Raw genomic sequence first — 21,025 nt, forward strand, 5'->3', positions numbered from 1 at the left:
CCGCCAGCGTTCGTCCTGAGCCAGGATCAAACTCTCCGTAAAGTGTTTGAAAAGCTCATTGTCTTTTTTGTTCGAAAAAGACTTAAAATCTTAAACGTTGACGTTTGGTTGTTTAGTTTTCAAGGTTCAATTCTTTCTTACCGCTCACTTCTTTATATGGAAGGAAGTCGGTGTTGCTCTCTCAAGCGACCAATCTATCATAACATCTTTCAGCATTTTAAGTCAATCACTTTTTTAAAAAAGTTTTTCGCTGTTTTTTGTTGTGTGTTTTGATTGTGTGCTGCGCTTTTGAAGCAACGAGGAATAATATATCATGGAACTTTGCATTAACGCAAGACTTTTGAAAAAGACTATTAATTTAGATTATTTACCACAATTTCAGTGTCACTCAAAATCATAAAAAAATGCCTGACAGCTTTACCAGCTGTCAGACGCAAATGCTTATCCCTGAACCCATTCTCTCCGCTTCAAATATCCGATTGATCCAACGATCAACAGCGTACACAATATGATTGTACTGATCAGTGATTTCCATAAACCATCAAGTGTTTCTTCCTGAATGGCAAGACTTGAAAGCTCAAGCAGATACCCCGGCGTCCACATCATCGGCTCTTTAAAGATAGAAGAAGCGAGTGCAAGAATAATTAGTATAACGAGGGAGGCTCCAGCTGCTGCGGCACTCTTCTTCAAGAATGTGCTTAAAAAAAGCACCAGCGTTACAGTGAATAAAAGCCACATGAAATAAAAGAATGATGAAAGTAAAATCTGCTGAAAGTTAATTGGATCAAATAATAAAAAGATATAATACAACGCTGCAGCAGCTCCTGCCGCGTAAGAAACAAACACAAGCAGGATACCCGCTATCCATTTAGCTAAAAAATAACCAGCATGTGAGACTGGCTTCGCAAGCACCATCACGGCTGTACCGCTCGAACGCTCTCCGGCCAGTGCGCCCATCAGTGCAAGGACAACCACAAAGACACCGATCTGGGAAAACTGCCCGAGCGTTTCAGCAAAAACCTGATCAGCACCAGGCAATGGGATCTCAAAAACTGCACCTTCAGGCAGTCCGCCAAATTCCTCAAGAATATCCCGCAAATAATAACTTGTCAGTGGCTGCATAATGCCAAGCGCGATGAATACAAGCGGCATCCAGACCCACTTATAACTTCTTGCCATTTCAAGCATTTCTTTTTTAAATAGTACACTCATTTTTTCATCACCTCATGGAACACATCTTCCAAAGAAGCTGTGCCGACTTCAAGAGACCTGAGAGGCAGACGATAATCGAGCGCTTCCTTAAGCAGGAGTGTTCTTAGTTCTTTGATTTCCCTGCCTTTTATCCGTGCGGTTGTTTCAGTTTCTTCTATTGTCAGATCAGGGTAACGCTCTTTTAAAGACTGCACCCAGTGAGTAATTGCTTCATCAACACGGATCACCATCTCCGGCCGCTCAAATTGCCGGTACACCTGATCGATTGAATCAAACAGTACCTTTCTTCCCTGATTCATCATCAGCACGTCATCACACAGCACCTGCGCATCATGTAATACATGGGTGGAGTAGAGGATGGTCATTTCACTCTTCAATTCATTCAACAGTGTCATCACTTCTTTTCTTCCGGTCGGATCAAGCGCTGAGACAGGCTCATCCAGCAAGAGAAGCTTCGGACTGTGGATCAGCGCCTGGGCAATACCGAGGCGCTGCTTCATTCCTCCTGAAAATCCCCCTATTTTTTTATTGGCATGCTCAGCAAGACCCACTCTCTCCAGCAGCTCAACAGTTTTTTTCTGTGAATCACTTTTTGACTTTTTACCGAGTCTGCCTGAAAATACGAGATATTCTTTAGCGGTCATCCAGTTGTAAAATGAAGGGTACTGAGGCAGGAAACCAATGTGCTGTCTCGGGTCAGCTGTAGATTCTTCAAATGTGATACTCCCTGATGTCGGCTTGGACAGACCGCTGATCATATGAAGCGCGGTTGTTTTTCCCGCACCGTTTGGGCCGACGAGTGCGGTTGTACGACCGGCTTTCAGATTAAAAGACAGCTGATCCACTGCAGTAAATGAACCGAATGTTTTTGTCAGATTGTTTACTGTGATCATTTATGTGTCCCTTCTGCCGAAAACAAAGTACAGGATCGGACCAATCAGATTAATGATGATAATGACGAGCACCCACACCCATTTCGGCCCGTTTACAGATGGTCTTTTAGCCAGGTCAATCAGGGCAATAACCGCAATAATAATATTGATTAAAGCAAGCGGCGCTACAATCGCAAAATTTATTTCATCCATTTGTCTTCTCTCCTTTTTTGCAGGTAGTTTTTCAATACTCGTGACCATAAGAGATAAAACAGCAGTGGCATTGGTGTCTGGATCATCCCCCAAAGTCCCCAAAACCATTTTGCGTGTCCTCTCTTTCTTGCATCAGTAAATAAAAATGTACTTTGAGCAATTAATATGACAACGATGAGGATAAAAAGCAGCGGATTGATTTCATTCATGCTGTTTCACCCGGTTTTTTCGGATTGCGAGGACCACTCCGGCAACAATTAAAAACAGAAGCTGGCCTGCGACATACAAAATCGGTTCGTTGATCAGTACCATGACTGTAAGTGTGACAATAAAAAGGGCTGCAATGAAAAATAAAATCAATTCTTTCCTTTGACGTTGTCTGATTTCGTGTATCATCAGCGTAAAAGATTCATGGGGCGGAGGTGTGCGATCAAGCCGGTCAAACTCTTCCAGACCTCTGATCAGTTTTTCTTCCGTTTTGTCCTTCATCTTCTCCCAGCTCCTTTCTTAAATTTGCCATGGCGTGGTGCAGTCTTGATTTTACTGTGCCTGTTGAGACGCGGCAGATTGCTGCAATTTCTTCATAAGAGTATCCATAATAATATTTCAGGACGACAGGCACCCTGTGATGATCGCCAAGCCTGCCTAATGCCTCAGCCACTTCAAGTCCGATTCCTTCACCAAGGTGCCACTCAAGCTGCTGTCTGTTCAGATATTGCTGCTCACGCTTTTTCCTGCGTTTTTTATCCAGCCAGAGGTTCGTCGCAATCTGAATCATCCATGTTGAAAAAGAAGCCTTCTCCGGACGGTACTGTGAGAAGCGTTCAATACAACGGACAACTGTGTCCTGTGCGAGATCTTCAGCTTCTGCAGGATGCAGCGTCAGCTTGATCAGATAGGCGTATAAAAACGAATAATTGTCATGCAGCCAGTGACTGAGCTGTTCGTCATCTCTGTTCATACCGTCCCTCCTTTTTCTTTATCTGAAGCTTATACGTTTAAACTGTTCGATTTGTTCAATTGAAAATAAATTTTTTTAAAAATAAATCTCTGTTAAAGGCGGCTGGTGATTTACGCTCCAGGAGGAACGCTTTCCGCTGCAATCACCAGCTGTGCTAAAACAACATTGGTCTATAAGATAGCCTTCAAAATAAAAAGGCTATTTCAATTAAGAAATAACCTGTTCGATGTATAGCTTTCTTTCTATAGTCAGATCAACCATGTCTTCGCCTGATTTTACTACGGGTCTCAGTAAATGCTGAGGCTGCGTAAAGATGACTTCAGCAGTGCGGCCATCTGATAATATCACAGGTGTGCCTGTTGCAAGACCGCCTACGATCTCCTGCAGCGCTCTTAACAGGGCAATATCAAATTTACCCATTTCATCTCCCCAGATGACTTCAAGAGCTCTAAATGGAGACTTTTTCGCACGATATAGCCGCTCTGATGTCATCGCATGAAATACATCAGCTAAGGCAAGTACCTGGGAAGTACGGGACACTTCATTTCCTCTGCTTCCTTTAGGATAGCCGCTGCCATCAAGACGCTCATGGTGCTGCAGAATCGCCGCTTTCATTTCATTTCTGAGCAGCGGGCTGTCCATCACATACTGGTAGCTGTATAGAGGATGCTTACGGATCTCCCTTGCCTCATCCTGCGTAAGGGCACCGGATTTTTTCAGAATAGACATCGGCATTTTAGCCATTCCTGTATCAGTTAACATACCGGCTACAGCAAGCTGAGTGCAGCTCCCCTGATCATACCCTGCTTTGTCAGCAAGCAGATAGCTGATCAGTGCAGTTGAAACTGAGTGATGGGCAATATAATGTTTTGCTTCTGACCATCTGTGAAGCTGATAGATGATACTCTTATCTTTTGCAATTTGTCTTAAAAGCGGCATCAGTCTGCTTTTCAATGCGACGATATCAATTTTACCGCCAGATTGCCAGCTATTGAAAACACCATTATAGTAAGTAATTAAATCCATATACTGCTTTTTAAATGGCGTCGATTCAGGTTCTCTTTTTACTTCCACCTCTTCTTCCCGCACAGGCTCAGCTTCTACACTGCTGCCGTCAGAAAGCGTTGAGAAAATCTCTACGTATTGAATATGAAAAGCTTTAAGCGCTTCTATATGAATCGCTTCGAGCTCAGTTCCTTTTTTAACAATCGGGTGAGTCGTCAGGCCCATAATATCTTCTGCAATTCTGCATCCTTCTGTGACCTCATCTATATTTACTTTCATCATCTGCACCTCCAGACATCTAGTTCTTTTTTATCATTTTATCACATAAAAAAAAGAAAGCAGGAGTTTTTTTCCTGCTTTCTTTTGAAAATTTATTCTTCTGTCTCAGCCGGTGCAGACTCATGCTGCTCTTCCATCTCATCGACTGCTTCATCAATTTCATCTTCTTTTTCAATACGCGTTACTGTTGCTACGTGTTCTTCATCGCCAAGACGGATCAGCTTCACACCCTGTGTGCTTCGCCCTGTCTGTGAAATACCGGATACATCCATTCTGATCAGTACGCCATGAGCTGTAATCAGCATGATATCTTCTTCCCCGGTTACAGCTTTCACTGCAACAAGACGGCCGTTTTTCTCAGTAATGTTACACGTTTTAATTCCTTTACCGCCTCTTGACTGAACACGGTACTCTTCTTCCGGTGTGCGCTTGCCATACCCTTTTTCAGTCACGACAAGTATGTCGTTTCCTTCACCGAGTATTTCCATGCCGACGACGATATCATCATCATTCAGCCTGATTCCGCGCACGCCTCCTGCTGTACGTCCCATTGAACGGACATCCGATTCAGGGAAACGGATCATCAGTCCATTTTTCGTTCCGATAATGATTTCACGTTCACCATCTGTATATTTCACAGAGATCAGTTCATCATCCTCACGCAGGTTAATGGCAATCAGTCCATTATTACGGATATTGGCAAAGTCAGTTGCCGGTGTACGTTTAGATACACCTCGCTTTGTCGTAAAGAAGAAGTATGAATTCTCATCAAACTCTTCCACACGGATCATCGCGTTCACGACTTCATCTTTATCCACTTCAAGCAGGTTCACAAGTGGCAAACCTTTTGCTGTACGGCTATATTCGGGAATTTCGTACCCTTTCGTACGGTACACTTTTCCTTTATTCGTAAAGAACAGAATGGTGTCATGGGTTGAAGTTGTGAGCAGGTGCTCGACGAAATCATCATCATTCGTACCCATCCCCTGAATTCCTCTTCCTCCACGCTTTTGTGAACGGTACGTCGAAGCAGGAAGACGCTTAATGTAGCCGTTATGTGTAAGGGTTACAATCAGGTTCTCCTGTGGAATCAGGTCTTCATCCTCGATCATTTCCGCTCCGCCGACTGTAATTTCAGTGCGGCGCTTATCATTAAAGCGCTCTTTTAATTCAAGCAGCTCTTCACGGATGATTTCAAGCACACGTGATTCATTGGCAAGAATTTCTTTCAGGTCTTTAATTAATGAAACAAGTCCCTGATATTCTTCCTCAATTTTGTCGCGCTCAAGTCCTGTCAGACGCTGAAGACGCATATCAAGAATTGCCTGTGCCTGCTTATCAGACAGACTGAACTGAGTCATCAGTCCTTCACGGGCAATATCAGTCGTTTCAGATCCACGGATCAGTGCAATGATTTCATCAATATGATCAAGTGCGATACGCAGACCTTCTAAAATATGCGCACGTGCTTCGGCTTTACGCAGTTCAAATTCAGTTCTGCGGCGAATGACAACCTTCTGATGCTCCAGGTAATGATGAAGGGCTTCCTTCAGGTTCAATACCTTCGGATGACCGTCAACAAGCGCCAGCATGTTAATACCAAAGCTTGTCTGAAGCGCTGTCTGCTTATAAAGGTTATTTAGTAGCACGTTTGCATTTGCATCACGGCGCACTTCAATAACAACACGCATCCCGTTACGGTCAGACTCATCACGAAGATCTGTAATCCCATCAATTTTTTTATCACGTACGAGCTCAGCGATTTTTTCAATCAGCTTCGCTTTGTTGACCTGATAAGGCAGCTCATGAACAAGAATTGTTTCACGTCCATTGGCTTTCTGTTCAATTTCAACTTTCGCACGCTGGACCACTGAACCGCGTCCTGTTTCATACGCACGGCGGATACCGCTTCGACCTAAAATCAGTGCGCCAGTCGGAAAATCAGGCCCCGGGATATATTCCATCAGCTCGGCAATTGTGATTTCAGGATGCTCACTGAATGCAAGCAGGCCATCGATGACTTCTCCAAGCTGATGCGGTGGAATGTTTGTCGCCATTCCGACTGCGATACCGCTTGAACCGTTGACAAGCAGGTTCGGGAAACGCGATGGTAAAACGATCGGCTCGCGCTCAGATCCATCATAGTTATCACGGTAATCAATTGTATCTTTATTAATATCACGAAGAATTTCCATAGAAATCTTCGACATTCTTGCTTCTGTATAACGCATCGCTGCTGCTGCGTCTCCATCCACTGAACCGAAGTTCCCGTGGCCGTCAACGAGCATGTAGCGATAACTGAAATCCTGCGCCATACGTACCATTGTGTCGTATACAGCAGAGTCACCGTGCGGGTGATACTTACCGATTACTTCACCGACGATACGGGCAGATTTTTTATATGCTTTATCAGACGTCATTCCAAGGTCATTCATCGCATACAGGATACGACGGTGAACCGGTTTTAAGCCGTCTCTTACATCAGGAAGGGCACGTGATACGATAACGCTCATTGCGTAATCCATAAATGAGGTACGCATTTCCTGACTTATGTTGATTTCATGAACATTCGAACTCGGCGTTTCAGCCATAACAGAAAAACCTCCTATTCCAGCAATTACTCTGTTCTAAAGATCGGCTCTGTAAAGTTGGCTTCTGATTTTCGTTGCGGGCGGATGCTTTCTGCGGACGAACGCTCAGGTCAGGCAGAAAACCACTGCCTTCCGGGGTCTTTCACGATCGTTTTTCCGCAGGAGTCACCGCCCTGCTCTTCAATCATCAGCTGTGAAATCTCACTTTTTATCTTTACAAAACGAAATGGAAGAAGGGATAGGACAGCCTATCCCTCCGCATTTATAAAAGTTATACGTCCAGATTTTTTACGTAAGCAGCATTTTCTTCGATGAACATTCTGCGCGGTTCCACCTTGTCACCCATCAGAATTTCAAAAGTTTCGTCTGCTTCAATCGCATCTTCAAGACTGACCTGAAGCATTGTACGTGATTCAGGGTCCATCGTTGTTTCCCACAGTTGAGTAGGGTTCATCTCTCCAAGACCCTTATAACGCTGTAAGCCAGGCTTTGGCGCAGCCGGCATTTCTGAGAGAATGCGATTCATTTCACGATCAGTGTAGGCATAACGGATTGTTTTACCCTGCGTGATTTTGTAAAGTGGCGGCTGGGCAATATAAATATAGCCTGCCTCAATAATCGGACGCATATAGCGGTATAGGAATGTCAGCAGGAGCGTACGGATGTGCGCACCATCGACATCGGCATCTGTCATGATAACAACTTTATGATAACGGGCTTTGGAAATATCAAAGTCCTCACCGATTCCTGTTCCAAGTGCCGTAATGATGGCACGGATTTCATTATTCGATAAAATTTTATCCAGACGCGCTTTTTCAACGTTGATGATCTTCCCGCGCAGCGGCAGGATGGCCTGGAAATGACGGTCACGTCCCTGCTTGGCTGAACCGCCGGCAGAGTCACCCTCAACTACGTAGATTTCACTGATATGAGGATCTCTTGAAGAACAGTCAGCAAGCTTACCAGGCAGACTTGATACTTCAAGCGCACTCTTTCTGCGCGTCAGCTCACGTGCTTTTTTCGCAGCCAGGCGGGCACGTGCTGCCATTGACCCTTTATCAACGATCTGACGGGCAACCTGGGGGTTTTCCATCATGAACTTTGTAAAGTGTTCTGAGAACAATTGGTCTGTAATCGTTCTTGCCTCTGAGTTACCAAGCTTTGTTTTCGTCTGACCTTCAAACTGAGGATCAGGGTGTTTGATAGAAACAATGGCTGTCAGACCTTCACGCACGTCTTCACCCGAGAGGTTGCCATCAGCATCCTTCAGCAGGTTATTACGTGTGGCATAGTTATTAATCACACGTGTAAGGGCTGTTCTGAAGCCTGATTCATGCGTTCCGCCTTCGTATGTGTTGATGTTATTGGCAAAAGAATAAATATTGCTCGCAAAGCCCTGGTTATACTGCATGGAGATTTCGATTGAAATACCGTCTTTTTCCCCTTCAATAAATACAGGCTCCGGATGAATCACTTCTTTTGAACGGTTTAAGTGCTCTACATATGACTTAATCCCGCCTTCATAGTGAAAGTGCTTTACGATATTATTGCCTTCTTCGTCCTGTTCACGCTGATCTTCTATTTCAAGTGCAAGTCCGCGGTTTAAGAAAGCAAGCTCTCTTACACGGTTTGCAAGCGTATCAAAATCATATTCAGTCGTTTCAGTGAAAATTTCAGGATCCGCTTTAAAGCGTGTAATCGTTCCTGTGTGATCTGTCTCGCCGATCACTTTCAGGTCAAACTGAGGAACACCCTGTCTGTATACCTGGTTGTAGATCTTCCCATCACGGTGCACATACACCTGCAGTTCTTCAGATAAAGCATTCACGACTGAAGCCCCTACACCGTGAAGACCGCCTGACACTTTATATCCGCCGCCGCCGAATTTACCGCCGGCATGCAGGACTGTCATGATAACTTCAACAGCCGGACGACCCATCTTCTCGTGGTTACCGACTGGAATGCCGCGTCCGTTATCTTCTACTTCGATCCAGTTATCTTCTGTAATTCTGATTGAAATTTTGTCACAGTGGCCTGCCAGTGCCTCATCAATACTGTTATCAACGATTTCCCACACCAGGTGGTGGAGTCCTCTTGCGGCAGTCGATCCGATATACATCCCCGGACGCTTTCTTACTGCTTCAAGACCTTCAAGCACCTGTATCTGATTCTCATCATAGGCTTGGATATTTGTATCTTCAGTTGCCACGCGATCTCACCTGCACTTTCTATTGCTTGCGGCCAAAGGGCCTGCTCATTTTTTCCGCTCTTTTTTTAAGGGTAGCTGATGACAATGGTGATAAATAAACCTTGAAATCAGTGATGACAATTGACTTACAGGCTGACTGACAGAGATCAACGATGCCGTTATCGTTGTCTTTCATGAACTGCTCCATAATGAGCGAGTCCTCAGCTGCCTGCATATCCATAATCGCCACGATATCATTCATTCTAACCATTGCGTCCTCCCCAATATGCACATACATGCCCGGGTCAGCTCCCTCCAGTTTTTTTCATCACACCGTCCTCGACAATAAAGGTTGTCGCTTCATTCAGTGTCTGATGATCAATCCCTTCCACGCTGGTGGTGGTAACAAATGTCTGGACCTTACCCTGGATTGTATTCAGTAAATGGGACTGGCGGAAATCATCCAGCTCCGACAGCACATCATCCAGAAGTAAAATTGGGTATTCACCAATCTCTGCGTGGATCAATTCAATCTCAGCTAACTTGATCGACAGCGCTGTTGTACGCTGCTGACCCTGTGAGCCGAATGTCTGGACATCATGACCGTTCACTAAAAACTGCAGGTCATCACGGTGGGGTCCTGCGAGGGTCACGCCGCGCTCAATTTCACGCTGACGGACAGAAGCCAGCTTTTCCCGGAAGACTTCTTCGACTTCCTGCTGACTGGCACCTGCTGTTACCTGGACAGATGGCTTGTACACAACCTCAAGCGTTTCGAGTCCCCGTGAAATCCCTTTGTGAATCGGCTCAGCCCATTCCTGCAAAAGCTTCAAATATTGAAAACGGCGCACGACAATTTTAGCAGCCATCTCAACAAACTGGTCAGTCAATACCTCAAGCATTGTCTGATCTGTCTGCTTTCTTGCCTGCAGCTGTTTCAGATAGTGATTGCGCTGAAGCAGAATCTTCTGGTAAAGGCTGCTGTCATGTAAATACACAGCAGAAACCTGGCCAATCTCCATATCAATAAAACGACGCCTTACTTGAGGGCTCCCCTTTACAAGGTGGAGATCTTCGGGCGCAAACATGACTACATTCATATGGCCGACATAGCGGCTGAGTTTTGATTGTTCAAGGTGATTGACTTTCGCTTTCTTCCCCTTTTTTGATATCACAAGTTCCAGAGGAAGCGCGCCGTGCTGCTTCATCACTCTACCTTCTATTTTAGCATACTCTTCATGCCATTGTATCAAATCTTTATCATTTGACGTTCTGTGCGATTTTGCCATCGCCAGGACATAAATGGACTCCATCACGTTTGTCTTGCCCTGTGCGTTTTCTCCGAGTATGACGTTGACATTGTTATCAAACGTTAATGTCAGCTTGTCATAATTTCGATAGTGAGTAAGCTCAAGCTGCTCAATGTGCATTCGCTGTTACCCTTCCGATTTTACTTTGTACGTGCCTACTTCCGGGATGAATACTGTATCCCCGTCGCGCAGCTTGCGTCCTCTGCGCTGATCCTGTTCATCATTAATAAAAACATCGTGCTCACCAAGGAACCATTTTGCCATGCCGCCGCTCTGGATCACATTCGCTAATTTCAGAAATTGTCCAAGCGTAATATATTCAGTCTGAATCGTAATTTGTTCAGTCATTTTCATCACTTCTTTCTGCATTCACTTATCCTTTTATTTTACCCCAAATGAGTCCTGAAAACAAAGGAAACATCGGTGTTCTGAAAGTACGAAAGAGGCTGTGACAAATATGTCTCAGCCTCTGTAATCGGTTCACTACGCTTCAGGGGGAGCGCGGCGTGCGCTGAGCCTCCTCGTGCTTTCATGCTGGAGTCTTCCCCTTACGCTACGTTCACCTCTGATGGTATAAAAATTTATTTTAACCTGAAATCTTTTCTTTTAGTACGTTCTCACAGGTGTGATCAGCTGCAGGATGGAGTCGTCACCGGTTGGGCGGAGGACAAATGGTCTCATCGCTCCTGTGAACTGGATATTCGTCTCAGCGCCTTCAAGAACTTTCAGTGCATCCATCATGTATTTCGCGCTGAATGAGATCGTCAGTTCTTCACCAGTTGTTGCGTCACTTTGCACTTCCTCTACAACTTTACCAATCTCAGGTGTGTTGGAAGAAATCTGTACGCCGCCCTGTTCACTGATGTGAAGCTTAACGACATTGTTTCTTTCTTCTCTCGCTAAAAGCGATGCACGGTCAATCGCCTGAAGGAAGTCTTTCCCGCCGATTGTCATTTCCGTTTTACTTTCAGATGGGACAAGACGTGACGTGTCAGGATAATTTCCTTCAAGCAGACGTGAGAAGAATAATACATGCTTCGCACGGAAAAGCACCTGGTTTTCAGTCATGACAATTTCCGTTTCATCTGCTGTATCATCAAGAATCTTGTTCAGCTCATTTAAGCTTTTACCAGGGATCACTGCTTTATAAGGTTCCCCATTCCCGCCGTTGATCGGTGCCTTACGCATCGCCAGGCGGTGGCTGTCTGTTGCAACACAGTTCAGCATGCCATCTTCCACCGTCCAGTTTACACCTGTCAAGATAGGGCGTGTTTCTGAGGCGGACACTGCGAAAACAGTCTGTCTAATCATTGTTTTTAAAAGGTTAGTAGGAATTTTTAATACGCTGTCTTCTTCAATTTCAGGAAGACGCGGGTATTCATTGACGTCCTGACCATTCAGATTAAACTCAGATTTACCTGAGCGGATCACAGTCTGAAGATGAGAATGTACTTCAATTTCTACAGTATCAAGTGGCAGTTTCTTAACGATGCTTTCAAAAAACTTTGCCTGGAGTACGATTCCCCCAGTCTGTTCAACGTTAACGATTTCTTTTCCGTCTTCTTCTTTCGGGATAAAAGATTCAATTGAGATATCCGAGTCACTGCCTGTCAGTGTAATCCCTTCATCGTGTGCAGTAATTTTAATACCGCTTAAAATCGGAATCGCTGTTCTTGATGACACTGCTTTAATAACATCATTTACGCCATCAACCAGCTTATCGCGCTGTATCTGAAATTTCATGTGAGATAGCCTCCAACTCTTCGCATACTGCTGCGAGTTATATAATAATTATTTTTTAAATAAATAGTAATAGTACTAGTAGGTGCTGTGGATATGTGGATAAGCCTGTTAATGAATTGCTATGCAAGTTTTCCACATGTGAATAAAATGTGTTCAGACCTGCAACGGCTATCCACACTTATCAACAGATTATTTCTGTAGTGCAGATTTGATTTCTTTAATCTCATGCTTCAGAGAATCATCTTCAACAAGTAATCTGGAGATTTTTTCATGCGCATGAATAACAGTTGTATGATCACGTCCGCCAAATTCTTCCCCGATCTTCGGTAAAGAAAAATCAGTCAGCTCTCTTGAAAGATACATGGCAATCTGACGCGGGAAAGCGACTGTCTTCGTTCTTTTCTTCGCTTTAAAGTCTTCAAGCTTTACGCTGAAATGCTCACCGACTGTTTTCTGGATATCCATAATTGTAATTACTTTCGGCTTCGAGCTTGGCATGATATCTTTCAGTGCTTCAGCTGTCAGGTCGGCATTGATATCTTTGCTCACTAAAGAAGAGTACGCAACAACGCGGATCAGCGCACCTTCAAGCTCACGGATATTGGAATCGATCTGATTGGCAATATAAAGCATCGCTTCATTCGGGATATCAAGTCCTTCAGCTTTCGCTTTTTTACGTAAAATCGCAATTCTTGTTTCGAGATCCGGTGGTGTAATATCTGTAATCAGGCCCCATTCAAAGCGCGAACGCAGCCTGTCTTCAAGTGTCGGAATTTCTTTTGGTGGCCGGTCACTGGAGATGACAATCTGTTTGCTCTCCTCATGAAGTGTATTAAAAGTATGAAAGAATTCCTCTTGCGTCTGTTCTTTACCGGCCAAAAACTGAATATCATCTATTAAGAGAACATCTACATTGCGATATTTATTGCGAAAATCCACCGCTTTATTGTCACGGATTGAATTAATAAACTCATTTGTAAATTTCTCTGAAGACAGATAGACAACCTTTGCATTCGGATTATGTTCAAGTACATAATGCCCGATCGCATGCATTAAGTGCGTCTTCCCAAGACCTACGCCTCCGTAGATAAAAAGCGGATTATAAGCTTTGGCAGGTGCTTCGGCAACAGCAAGTGATGCAGCGTGGGCAAAGCGGTTACCGGATCCGATGACAAATGTGTCGAACGTGTACTTCGGATTCAGCATGCTTTTTGACCACTCCTGCTGGTCATCGTCAACAACCGGCCTTTTTGGTGGTGACGCCAGATCAAAATCATCTTCATCCTGGTTTTGAGGAATAATGAATTTAACCTTCAGCTCTTCACCGGTGACTTCTTTCAGTACACCGCCAATCAGCTGGGTGTAGTTTCCTTCAAGCCAGTCGCGCGCAAACTCATTGGGTGCGGTAACTGTCAAAACATCGCGCTGCAGCGTAAATGCCTTAGTTGACTTCAGCCAGGTTTCAAAACTTGGCTTACTGATTTTTTTCTCCATATCTTCGAGTGCGCGGTTCCACAAATCCGTGATATTTTCCAACTAAATGCCCCCTCCTTTTACGATTATTTTTCGAGAAAAACATTCTCAAAATGAAAAATTCATATATATACATCATCATGAATAACGAAAAAAGCCGAATTCGTGATGTATCGACAATATTCAGCAGCTGTGGACAACTTTTTACATGCATGTGAAAATGTTTATCCACAGGCTATCCACATTTGTGGATAATATAAATCTGTTAAAAAGTTATTCAGAGTGAAAACACAATTATGATATCAAATAAAACCAATCAGTGCAATGCTTGATCATATTTATCCACATCCCCTTCAACACGTGGATTCCAACTATCCACAAGGGATGAACATGTGAAAAAGGTGTCGATAAGCGTTGTGGATAATTTTTTTCGCGGACAAATCGCTGTGCAGAGTTATTAACAGATTGAGAGAATTTGAATCTTGTAGAGATGCTATTCAGAAATGGAAGAGGAAATTAAAGTACGGTAGTTAATTAAAAATATTTTTGAAAGCCATAAGATTTTGTCTGTAATTTTATCTTCTATATTGAAGTGAAGTTAATGAAGAGGGCATTGTTTTGGATCAGAATGATGCATATGCTGGTTTAGGATCATGATCAGCTTAATTCGGGTCACCACCTCTGGTATTCAGCTCACTAACCTCTGCACAAAGGTCATATTCATCCCCCTTCTATAGTAGAAACATCATTCCCCTTACAGAAATTGATCATTTTTTCATTTTTCTATTGAATGGGGACGCATGGGGTGTTATGATATAGTGGTTGCACGAATCAGACATTGACAATAACGACTTATCGTCGCTATAATGACTTAAAATGTTTAGAGTTCTGATCATAGATATCATGATCTTTTTAGGAGGTGTCTTACTATGAAACGTACATTCCAACCAAATACTCGTAAAAGAAGTAAAGTACACGGATTCCGCGCACGCATGAGCACGAAGAACGGACGCAAAGTTCTTGCTCGTCGCCGTCAACGTGGACGTAAAGTATTGTCTGCTTAAGACCACTGATTCCACTCAGTGGTCTTTTTTCTCTTAAATACCGGAAAAATATCGAAAATTGTGGGTGGCGTAATGAGAAAAGAGCAGAGAATCAAAAAAAATCCTGAATTTCAGGCGGTATTTAAAAAAGGAACATCAATGGCCAACCGTCAATTCGTGCTCTATCGCCTGAAAAAGCAGGATCAAACCATGTTCAGGCTTGGCCTGTCTGTCAGCAAAAAAGTTGGCAATGCAGTCACGCGTGTCCAGGTAAAACGATATATCAGACAGGTTTTTCTGGAACTGTCAAATGAGCTGGACCCTTCTTGTGATTATGTTGTGATTGCAAGAAAGCCGGCAGCTGATTTGAATTTCCATGAAACGAAAAAAAGCCTGACACATGTGATGAAAAAAGCACGTGTCCTTAAAAGTGAAAATTCTAAGAAATAGCGCCTCTATTTGACTAAACGTGTTACAATAACGGGTGGTTATGAGATTTATAAGAATGAAAAGATAGACAGGGAGGAACATATTCGTGAAGAAGAAGCTCTTTCCCTTTATGATGTTTGCGGTCGTAGCTGTTTTCCTTGCAGGTTGTACGGAAATCGATCAGCCGATCACACCAGACAGTGAAGGGATTTGGAATAGCTATTTTGTGTATCCACTATCTTGGCTGATTACACAGGTAGCTGAATTTTTTAATGAAAACTATGGTCTCGGAATTGTTGTCGTTACACTTTTAATTCGTTTTGTACTGCTGCCACTGATGATCAAGCAGACAAAAAATACAAAGCGTATGCAGGAAATTCAGCCTGAAATGATGAAGTTACGTGAACAGTATTCTTCAAAGGATGCTCAAACACAGCAAAAACTTCAGCAGGAAACAATGGCGATGTTCCAAAAACACGGAGTAAACCCGCTTGCCGGCTGTTTCCCGTTAGTCATTCAAATGCCGATTCTGATTGCGTTCTATCATGCGATTGTAAGAACGACAGAGATCGCCAATCACAATTTCTTATGGTTCGACCTTGGTGAGACGGATCCATTCTTTATTTTGCCGATTGTCACTGGTTTAACGACATTCCTTCAGCAAAAAATTATGATGGCCGGAAACCCTGCAGGTATGAACCCGCAGATGCAGATTATGTTGTATCTGATGCCTGTTATGATCGCAGTATTTGCTTTCATCTTCCCAACTGCCCTTTCACTTTACTGGGTAGTCGGTAACATCTTTATGATTGTGCAGACATTACTCATTAATGGTACATTCAAGAAAAAAGATGAAGTGGAAAGCTCAACTTGATAGGAGGGGCTGTATGTGAAGGAGGAAATCACGCTGACTGGTGCAACGGTGGAAGACGCTGTTTCTGAAGCGCTTGTAAAGCTGGGTATTTCCAGAGAGCGCGCTGATATTTCAGTGCTCGATGAAGGAAAAAAAGGTTTTCTCGGGCTCGGATCACGACCTGCAAAAGTTCAGGTGATCCGAAAAAGAGATGCAATTGAAGAAGTGGATCGCTATTTAAAGGATATTGCCCGCCAAATGGATGTTGAACTGACAACATCTGTTCAGCGGGAAGGAAAAACCGTTACAATATTGCTTGAAAGTGAAAAAGTTGCACTGCTGATCGGCAAACGCGGACAGACGCTTAACGCGCTTCAAACGCTTGCCCAGCTGATTGCAAACGGCTACACAGATCAATTTGTTACAATCGTGTTAGATGCAGAAAATTACCGTGAAAGAAGACGCATCACGCTCAGCCAGCTTGCTGAACGTAAAGCAGAACAGGCCGTCCGTACAGGCCGTCCTGTAAAGCTCGAGCCGATGCCATCTTTTGAACGGAAAATCATCCACAGTACGCTGTCGTCAAGACGTGATATTGAAACTCATTCAGAAGGCCGCGATCCTCACCGCTATCTGGTGATCACTGCTAAATATTAATTAAAATCAGCTGTCACATGGCAGCTGATTTTTTCATTTTCATCGTTTCGCTGCGCTTCAGGCGGACGCTTTCCTGGATGAGCCGTTTTGTGGCTCCATAAGCCCTCCTCACCTTCGGTTGCGGGGTCTCAGCTTCCCTCTATTCGTCCCGGAGTCACCGCCTTACGCTCAGCTACACTGAGAATGCAGTCATAAAGCATGTTTTACGATTCATCTTTTAAAAATAAATGATTATAATTAGCAGCTAAAATTTAATTATTCATTTTAATAAATTAATATTATGGAAAATATTTAAAAATAATATAAAAATTTTAATGTTAAATAAATTGCGTTATTACCCTGTCTTCATAGTTGGATGGCTCAGCGCCTGGTCACGGAAAGATTCAACTTGGAGAAAAAAACATCAGCCAACTTACACAAAGTACTTAAATAAATTACGTTATCCACATGTGAATATCCATTCTAAATACCATACATTGTGGATAATGCCAACTGATTTTCTTTTTTTCAATGCAAAAGTATGGTATTCTAATGATTTAGAGAGTATATAACCGAGGCCTTCTGTGCGGAAGGCCCTTCTTAATGTATAGAGAAAGAAAAACGGGGTGACATGTTATGGAGTTTGACACGATTGCAGCAATATCAACGCCAATGGGTGAAGGTGCGATCGCAATTGTCCGGTTGAGCGGTGATGAAGCTTTCACGATTGCTGACCGAGTATATAGAAGTGGCGGGAAGCAGCTGCAGTCTGTCCCATCCCACACCATTCACTACGGTCATATTGTGGACCCGAAAACGGATGAGACCATTGAAGAAGTCATGGTATCAGTCATGAAGGGACCTAAAACCTTTACGCGTGAAGATGTAGTTGAAATTAATTGTCACGGCGGTGTAGTCAGTGTAAACCGTGTGCTTCAACTGCTGCTGCGTGAAGGGGCGAGACTTGCTGAGCCTGGTGAATTCACAAAACGTGCATTTTTAAATGGACGGATTGACCTGTCTCAGGCGGAAGCAGTGATGGATCTGATCCGTGCAAAGACAGATCGGGCGATGAACGTCGCGATGAATCAGATGCAGGGAAGACTGTCACGTCTTGTGCAGTCGCTGCGTCAGGAGATCCTGGAGATTTTAGCGCAGGTGGAAGTGAATATTGATTATCCTGAATATGATGATGTCGAGGAAATGACATTGACTATGATGATGGAAAAATCACAGTATGTACGCGATGAAGTGGAGAAGCTGCTGAAAACATCGGAACAGGGAAAAATTCTGCGTGAAGGCCTCTCAACCGTGATTATCGGCAGACCGAATGTCGGAAAATCTTCCTTATTAAATAGTCTCGTCCAGGAGAATAAAGCCATCGTAACGGATATTCCGGGTACGACGCGTGACGTGATCGAAGAGTATGTAAACGTCAGAGGTGTCCCGCTCAAACTTGTTGATACAGCAGGAATCCGTGAAACAGAAGATATTGTAGAGCGGATCGGCGTTGAACGTTCACGCCAGGTATTAAAGGAAGCGGATCTGATTTTACTTGTATTAAATCACGGCGAAGAGCTTTCTGATGAGGATCGCAGGCTGTTTGAAGCAGTCACAGGTATGGATGTGATCGTAATCGTGAATAAAACGGACCTCGCTCAGGAAATTGATCTCGAAGAAGTAAAACAGCTTTCAGGTGATCATAAGCTTGTCACGACTTCGCTTTTAAAAGAGCAGGGTGTAGATGAGCTTGAAGAAGCGATTGCTTCATTATTCTTTGACGGTTCTGTTGATCTTGGCGATGGCACATATGTATCAAACAGCCGTCACATTGCCCTGCTGCATCAGGCATTACAGGCAATTGAAGAAGCCATTCAGGGTGCTGAAATGGGGATGCCGGTTGATATGGTGCAGATTGACCTGCGCCGTACGTGGGAGATCCTTGGTGAGATGATCGGTGATACCGTTCAGGAAAGCCTGATCGACCAGCTATTCTCGCAGTTCTGTCTTGGAAAATAATAATAGATACTGACGGTCTGAGTGGCCATCAGTTCATTGATAAATTGAACCTTGTTCCTTGGAAATTATGCAGTATGAGTCTCTGTTATAAAAGTAATTTATTTACCAGAGCATTGATCGGAGTGGAAGGCGGCGACACCGGGACGATAAGTGGGAAGCTGAGACCCCGCAAGGCGAAGCCTGAGCGGTAAAGATAGGACCACAAAACGGTCCTCCGTCCGGAAAGCGTCCGCCTGTAACGCAGATCAACTACACAATGTAACAGTGACTCAACATTTAAAGGAGGACATTCATCACTATGGTGAAAAAATTTGAGGCAGGAAATTATGATGTAATCGTCATTGGTGCCGGTCATGCGGGTGTGGAAGCAGGACTTGCTTCAGCACGAATGGGTGCGAAAACACTCATGCTGACTATTAATCTTGATATGGTGGCATTTATGCCATGTAACCCTTCTGTCGGCGGTCCGGCAAAAGGAATTGTTGTACGCGAAATTGACGCGCTTGGCGGTCAGATGGGACGTACAATTGATCAGACGCATATTCAGATGAGGATGCTGAATACAGGAAAAGGGCCTGCTGTGCGTGCATTGCGTGCCCAGGCTGACAAAGTGCTTTATCAGCAAATGATGAAAGAAACAATTGAAAATGAACCGAATATGACGCTGCTTCAGGGTATGGTTGAGGAACTGATCATTGAAGAAGGCGAATGCCACGGCGTTATTACCAATACTGGCGCAACATTCCGCGCGAAAACGACAATTATCACAGCAGGAACATTCCTGCGCGGTGAAGTGATCATCGGAGACCTGAAATATTCAAGCGGTCCGAATAACCAGCAGCCATCTATTGGTCTCGCAGATCATATGAGAGACCTTGGCTTTGATGTCGTCCGTTTTAAAACAGGTACGCCGCCACGTGTGAACAGTTCGACGATTGATTACACGAAAACTGAAATTCAGCCGGGCGATGAAACGCCGCGTGCCTTCAGTTATGAAACTACAGAATTTATCACAGACCAGCTGCCATGCTGGCTGACGTATACAAATGCTGAGACACACCAGATTATTGATGACAACCTGCACCGTTCAGCGATGTATTCAGGTATGATTAAAGGAACAGGTCCGCGCTACTGTCCATCAATCGAGGATAAAGTGGTCCGCTTTAACGATAAGCCGCGTCACCAGATTTTCCTTGAGCCTGAAGGCCGTAATACAAAGGAAGTCTACGTGCAGGGTCTATCAACAAGTCTGCCTGAAGATGTTCAGCAGCAGATCCTTTCAACGATTCCAGGTCTTGAAAATGCACAGATGATGCGTTCAGGCTATGCAATCGAATACGATGCAATGGTGCCGACTCAGCTGTGGCCGACGCTTGAAACGAAAAAGATCCGCAATCTTTACACTGCAGGTCAGATCAACGGTACGTCAGGCTACGAGGAAGCAGCTGGACAGGGTCTGATGGCCGGTATTAATGCTGCGCGCCGTGCCTTTAATAAAGAAGAAGTGATTTTAAGCCGTTCTGATGCGTATATCGGGGTACTGATTGATGACCTTGTGACAAAAGGGACGAATGAACCGTACCGTCTGCTGACGTCACGTGCTGAATATCGTCTGCTTCTGCGTCACGATAATGCAGATCTGAGATTAACAGATGTGGGTCATGAAATCGGGTTGATTTCAGACGAGCGCTACAGCCGTTTTAATGCTAAAAAGGATATGATTGATGCGGAAATTAACAGGTTGAAAGAAGTTATAATTAAGCCGAATGAAGCAACGCAGTCACTGCTTGAAGAAGCAGGAAGCTCTGCTTTAAAAGACGGAATTCGCGGAACAGACCTTTTAAGAAGACCGGAAATCACGTACAATCATATTAAAGCACTCATACCTGCAGAGACTGAACTCCCGGGGGACGTAGAGGAGCAGGTCGAGATTCAGGTGAAATATGAAGGTTATATCGAAAAATCTCTTCAGCAGGTTGATAAGCTGAAAAAGATGGAGAATAAAAAAATTCCAGAAGGCATTGATTATGATGCGATTACCGGGCTTGCTTCGGAAGCAAGACAGAAGCTGCGCGAGGTTCAGCCGCTGTCTATTGCCCAGGCATCACGAATTTCCGGAGTAAATCCGGCAGACATTTCAATTCTGCTTGTCTATATTGAGCAGGGTAAAATTGCAAAAGTATCCGGTTGAATGAGCT

Annotated in this window: 20 protein-coding genes; 6 read left to right on the plus strand and 14 right to left on the minus strand. The window is 44.0% G+C overall.

Going from position 1 to position 21,025, the window contains the following annotated elements; genetic code table 11:
- Positions 1-441: 441 nt before the first annotated feature.
- The 14 genes from JOD21_RS15950 to dnaA form a co-directional block, all read right to left on the minus strand.
- Positions 442-1,212 (minus strand): ABC transporter permease subunit, encoded by a 771-nt coding sequence (locus tag JOD21_RS15950; protein ID WP_204730577.1) that lies wholly within the window; start codon positions 1,210-1,212, stop codon positions 442-444.
- Positions 1,209-2,105 (minus strand): ABC transporter ATP-binding protein, encoded by an 897-nt coding sequence (locus JOD21_RS15955; RefSeq protein ID WP_204730578.1) that lies wholly within the window; start codon positions 2,103-2,105, stop codon positions 1,209-1,211. The genes JOD21_RS15950 and JOD21_RS15955 overlap by 4 nt, the downstream gene beginning before the upstream one ends.
- Entirely contained in the window at positions 2,106-2,297 is a 192-nt protein-coding gene (locus tag JOD21_RS15960; RefSeq protein ID WP_204730579.1) for a PLDc N-terminal domain-containing protein, read from the minus strand.
- Positions 2,285-2,506 carry a sigmaY antisigma factor component gene (locus JOD21_RS15965; protein WP_204730580.1) on the minus strand — a complete coding sequence of 74 codons (222 nt, stop codon included), beginning with the start codon at positions 2,504-2,506 and terminating at the stop codon, positions 2,285-2,287. The genes JOD21_RS15960 and JOD21_RS15965 overlap by 13 nt, the downstream gene beginning before the upstream one ends.
- Complete coding sequence (locus JOD21_RS15970) at positions 2,499-2,786, minus strand: DUF5345 family protein (protein WP_204730581.1); 288 nt, start codon at positions 2,784-2,786, stop codon at positions 2,499-2,501. The genes JOD21_RS15965 and JOD21_RS15970 overlap by 8 nt, the downstream gene beginning before the upstream one ends.
- Complete coding sequence (locus JOD21_RS15975; protein WP_204730582.1) at positions 2,737-3,258, minus strand: sigma-70 family RNA polymerase sigma factor; 522 nt, start codon at positions 3,256-3,258, stop codon at positions 2,737-2,739. Before JOD21_RS15975 ends, JOD21_RS15970 begins: the two co-directional genes overlap by 50 nt.
- 207 nt (positions 3,259-3,465) lie before the next feature.
- A complete protein-coding gene (locus JOD21_RS15980) occupies positions 3,466-4,542 on the minus strand; it encodes an HD-GYP domain-containing protein (protein ID WP_204730583.1) in 1,077 nt (358 codons plus the stop codon).
- 92 nt (positions 4,543-4,634) lie between these two features.
- Positions 4,635-7,133, minus strand: coding sequence for a DNA gyrase subunit A (gene gyrA / locus JOD21_RS15985; RefSeq protein ID WP_204730584.1), 2,499 nt, complete (start codon positions 7,131-7,133; stop codon positions 4,635-4,637).
- Positions 7,134-7,404: 271 nt separating this feature from the next.
- A complete protein-coding gene (gyrB, locus tag JOD21_RS15990; RefSeq protein ID WP_338032915.1) occupies positions 7,405-9,342 on the minus strand; it encodes a DNA topoisomerase (ATP-hydrolyzing) subunit B in 1,938 nt (645 codons plus the stop codon).
- Positions 9,343-9,361: 19 nt separating this feature from the next.
- On the minus strand, positions 9,362-9,619 hold the full coding sequence (gene remB, locus JOD21_RS15995; RefSeq protein ID WP_041123999.1) for an extracellular matrix regulator RemB: 258 nt from the start codon (positions 9,617-9,619) through the stop codon (positions 9,362-9,364).
- 7 nt (positions 9,620-9,626) lie between these two features.
- Complete coding sequence (gene recF, locus JOD21_RS16000) at positions 9,627-10,751, minus strand: DNA replication/repair protein RecF (protein ID WP_204730585.1); 1,125 nt, start codon at positions 10,749-10,751, stop codon at positions 9,627-9,629.
- 6 nt (positions 10,752-10,757) lie between these two features.
- Positions 10,758-10,979: a S4 domain-containing protein YaaA gene (gene yaaA / locus JOD21_RS16005; RefSeq protein WP_041124034.1), complete on the minus strand. Its 222-nt coding sequence runs from the start codon at positions 10,977-10,979 to the stop codon at positions 10,758-10,760.
- Between the two features lie 258 nt (positions 10,980-11,237).
- Positions 11,238-12,374, minus strand: a complete 1,137-nt coding sequence (dnaN, locus tag JOD21_RS16010) for a DNA polymerase III subunit beta (RefSeq protein WP_041123997.1) — start codon at positions 12,372-12,374, stop codon at positions 11,238-11,240.
- Positions 12,375-12,563: 189 nt separating this feature from the next.
- Entirely contained in the window at positions 12,564-13,910 is a 1,347-nt protein-coding gene (gene dnaA, locus JOD21_RS16015) for a chromosomal replication initiator protein DnaA (protein ID WP_204730586.1), read from the minus strand.
- Positions 13,911-14,776: 866 nt separating this feature from the next.
- Here dnaA and rpmH point away from each other — a divergent pair.
- The 6 genes from rpmH (at position 14,777) to mnmG (ending at position 21,018) form a co-directional block, all read left to right on the plus strand.
- The gene (gene rpmH, locus JOD21_RS16020; protein WP_082029149.1) at positions 14,777-14,911 is read left to right on the plus strand and encodes a 50S ribosomal protein L34; all 135 of its coding nucleotides are present in this window, start codon (positions 14,777-14,779) and stop codon (positions 14,909-14,911) included.
- Positions 14,912-14,983: 72 nt separating this feature from the next.
- Complete coding sequence (gene rnpA / locus JOD21_RS16025) at positions 14,984-15,340, plus strand: ribonuclease P protein component (RefSeq protein ID WP_204730587.1); 357 nt, start codon at positions 14,984-14,986, stop codon at positions 15,338-15,340.
- Between the two features lie 85 nt (positions 15,341-15,425).
- Positions 15,426-16,193, plus strand: coding sequence for a YidC family membrane integrase SpoIIIJ (gene spoIIIJ, locus JOD21_RS16030; RefSeq protein WP_204730588.1), 768 nt, complete (start codon positions 15,426-15,428; stop codon positions 16,191-16,193).
- A 15-nt stretch (positions 16,194-16,208) separates the two neighbouring features.
- Positions 16,209-16,829: an RNA-binding cell elongation regulator Jag/EloR gene (gene jag / locus JOD21_RS16035; RefSeq protein ID WP_204730589.1), complete on the plus strand. Its 621-nt coding sequence runs from the start codon at positions 16,209-16,211 to the stop codon at positions 16,827-16,829.
- A 615-nt stretch (positions 16,830-17,444) separates the two neighbouring features.
- On the plus strand, positions 17,445-18,827 hold the full coding sequence (gene mnmE, locus JOD21_RS16040; RefSeq protein ID WP_204730590.1) for a tRNA uridine-5-carboxymethylaminomethyl(34) synthesis GTPase MnmE: 1,383 nt from the start codon (positions 17,445-17,447) through the stop codon (positions 18,825-18,827).
- 298 nt (positions 18,828-19,125) lie between these two features.
- Entirely contained in the window at positions 19,126-21,018 is a 1,893-nt protein-coding gene (mnmG, locus tag JOD21_RS16045) for a tRNA uridine-5-carboxymethylaminomethyl(34) synthesis enzyme MnmG (RefSeq protein WP_204730591.1), read from the plus strand.
- Positions 21,019-21,025: the final 7 nt, after the last annotated feature.

The organism is Jeotgalibacillus terrae (assembly GCF_016908195.1).
Classification (GTDB): Bacteria; Bacillota; Bacilli; order Bacillales; family Jeotgalibacillaceae; genus Jeotgalibacillus; species Jeotgalibacillus terrae.

Excerpts from the sequence above, each read along its gene's own strand:
- JOD21_RS15950 (WP_204730577.1), bottom strand. The coding sequence starts at position 1,212 with ATGAGTGTACTATTTAAAAAAGAAATGCTTGAAATGGCAAGAAGTTAT.
- JOD21_RS15955 (WP_204730578.1), bottom strand. The coding sequence starts at position 2,105 with ATGATCACAGTAAACAATCTGACAAAAACATTCGGTTCATTTACTGCA.
- JOD21_RS15960 (WP_204730579.1), bottom strand. The coding sequence starts at position 2,297 with ATGGATGAAATAAATTTTGCGATTGTAGCGCCGCTTGCTTTAATCAAT.
- JOD21_RS15965 (WP_204730580.1), bottom strand. The coding sequence starts at position 2,506 with ATGAATGAAATCAATCCGCTGCTTTTTATCCTCATCGTTGTCATATTA.
- JOD21_RS15970 (WP_204730581.1), bottom strand. The coding sequence starts at position 2,786 with ATGAAGGACAAAACGGAAGAAAAACTGATCAGAGGTCTGGAAGAGTTT.
- JOD21_RS15975 (WP_204730582.1), bottom strand. The coding sequence starts at position 3,258 with ATGAACAGAGATGACGAACAGCTCAGTCACTGGCTGCATGACAATTAT.
- JOD21_RS15980 (WP_204730583.1), bottom strand. The coding sequence starts at position 4,542 with ATGAAAGTAAATATAGATGAGGTCACAGAAGGATGCAGAATTGCAGAA.
- gyrA (WP_204730584.1), bottom strand. The coding sequence starts at position 7,133 with ATGGCTGAAACGCCGAGTTCGAATGTTCATGAAATCAACATAAGTCAG.
- remB (WP_041123999.1), bottom strand. The coding sequence starts at position 9,619 with ATGTATGTGCATATTGGGGAGGACGCAATGGTTAGAATGAATGATATC.
- recF (WP_204730585.1), bottom strand. The coding sequence starts at position 10,751 with ATGCACATTGAGCAGCTTGAGCTTACTCACTATCGAAATTATGACAAG.
- yaaA (WP_041124034.1), bottom strand. The coding sequence starts at position 10,979 with ATGACTGAACAAATTACGATTCAGACTGAATATATTACGCTTGGACAA.
- dnaN (WP_041123997.1), bottom strand. The coding sequence starts at position 12,374 with ATGAAATTTCAGATACAGCGCGATAAGCTGGTTGATGGCGTAAATGAT.
- rpmH (WP_082029149.1), top strand. The coding sequence starts at position 14,777 with ATGAAACGTACATTCCAACCAAATACTCGTAAAAGAAGTAAAGTACAC.
- rnpA (WP_204730587.1), top strand. The coding sequence starts at position 14,984 with ATGAGAAAAGAGCAGAGAATCAAAAAAAATCCTGAATTTCAGGCGGTA.
- mnmE (WP_204730590.1), top strand. The coding sequence starts at position 17,445 with ATGGAGTTTGACACGATTGCAGCAATATCAACGCCAATGGGTGAAGGT.
- mnmG (WP_204730591.1), top strand. The coding sequence starts at position 19,126 with ATGGTGAAAAAATTTGAGGCAGGAAATTATGATGTAATCGTCATTGGT.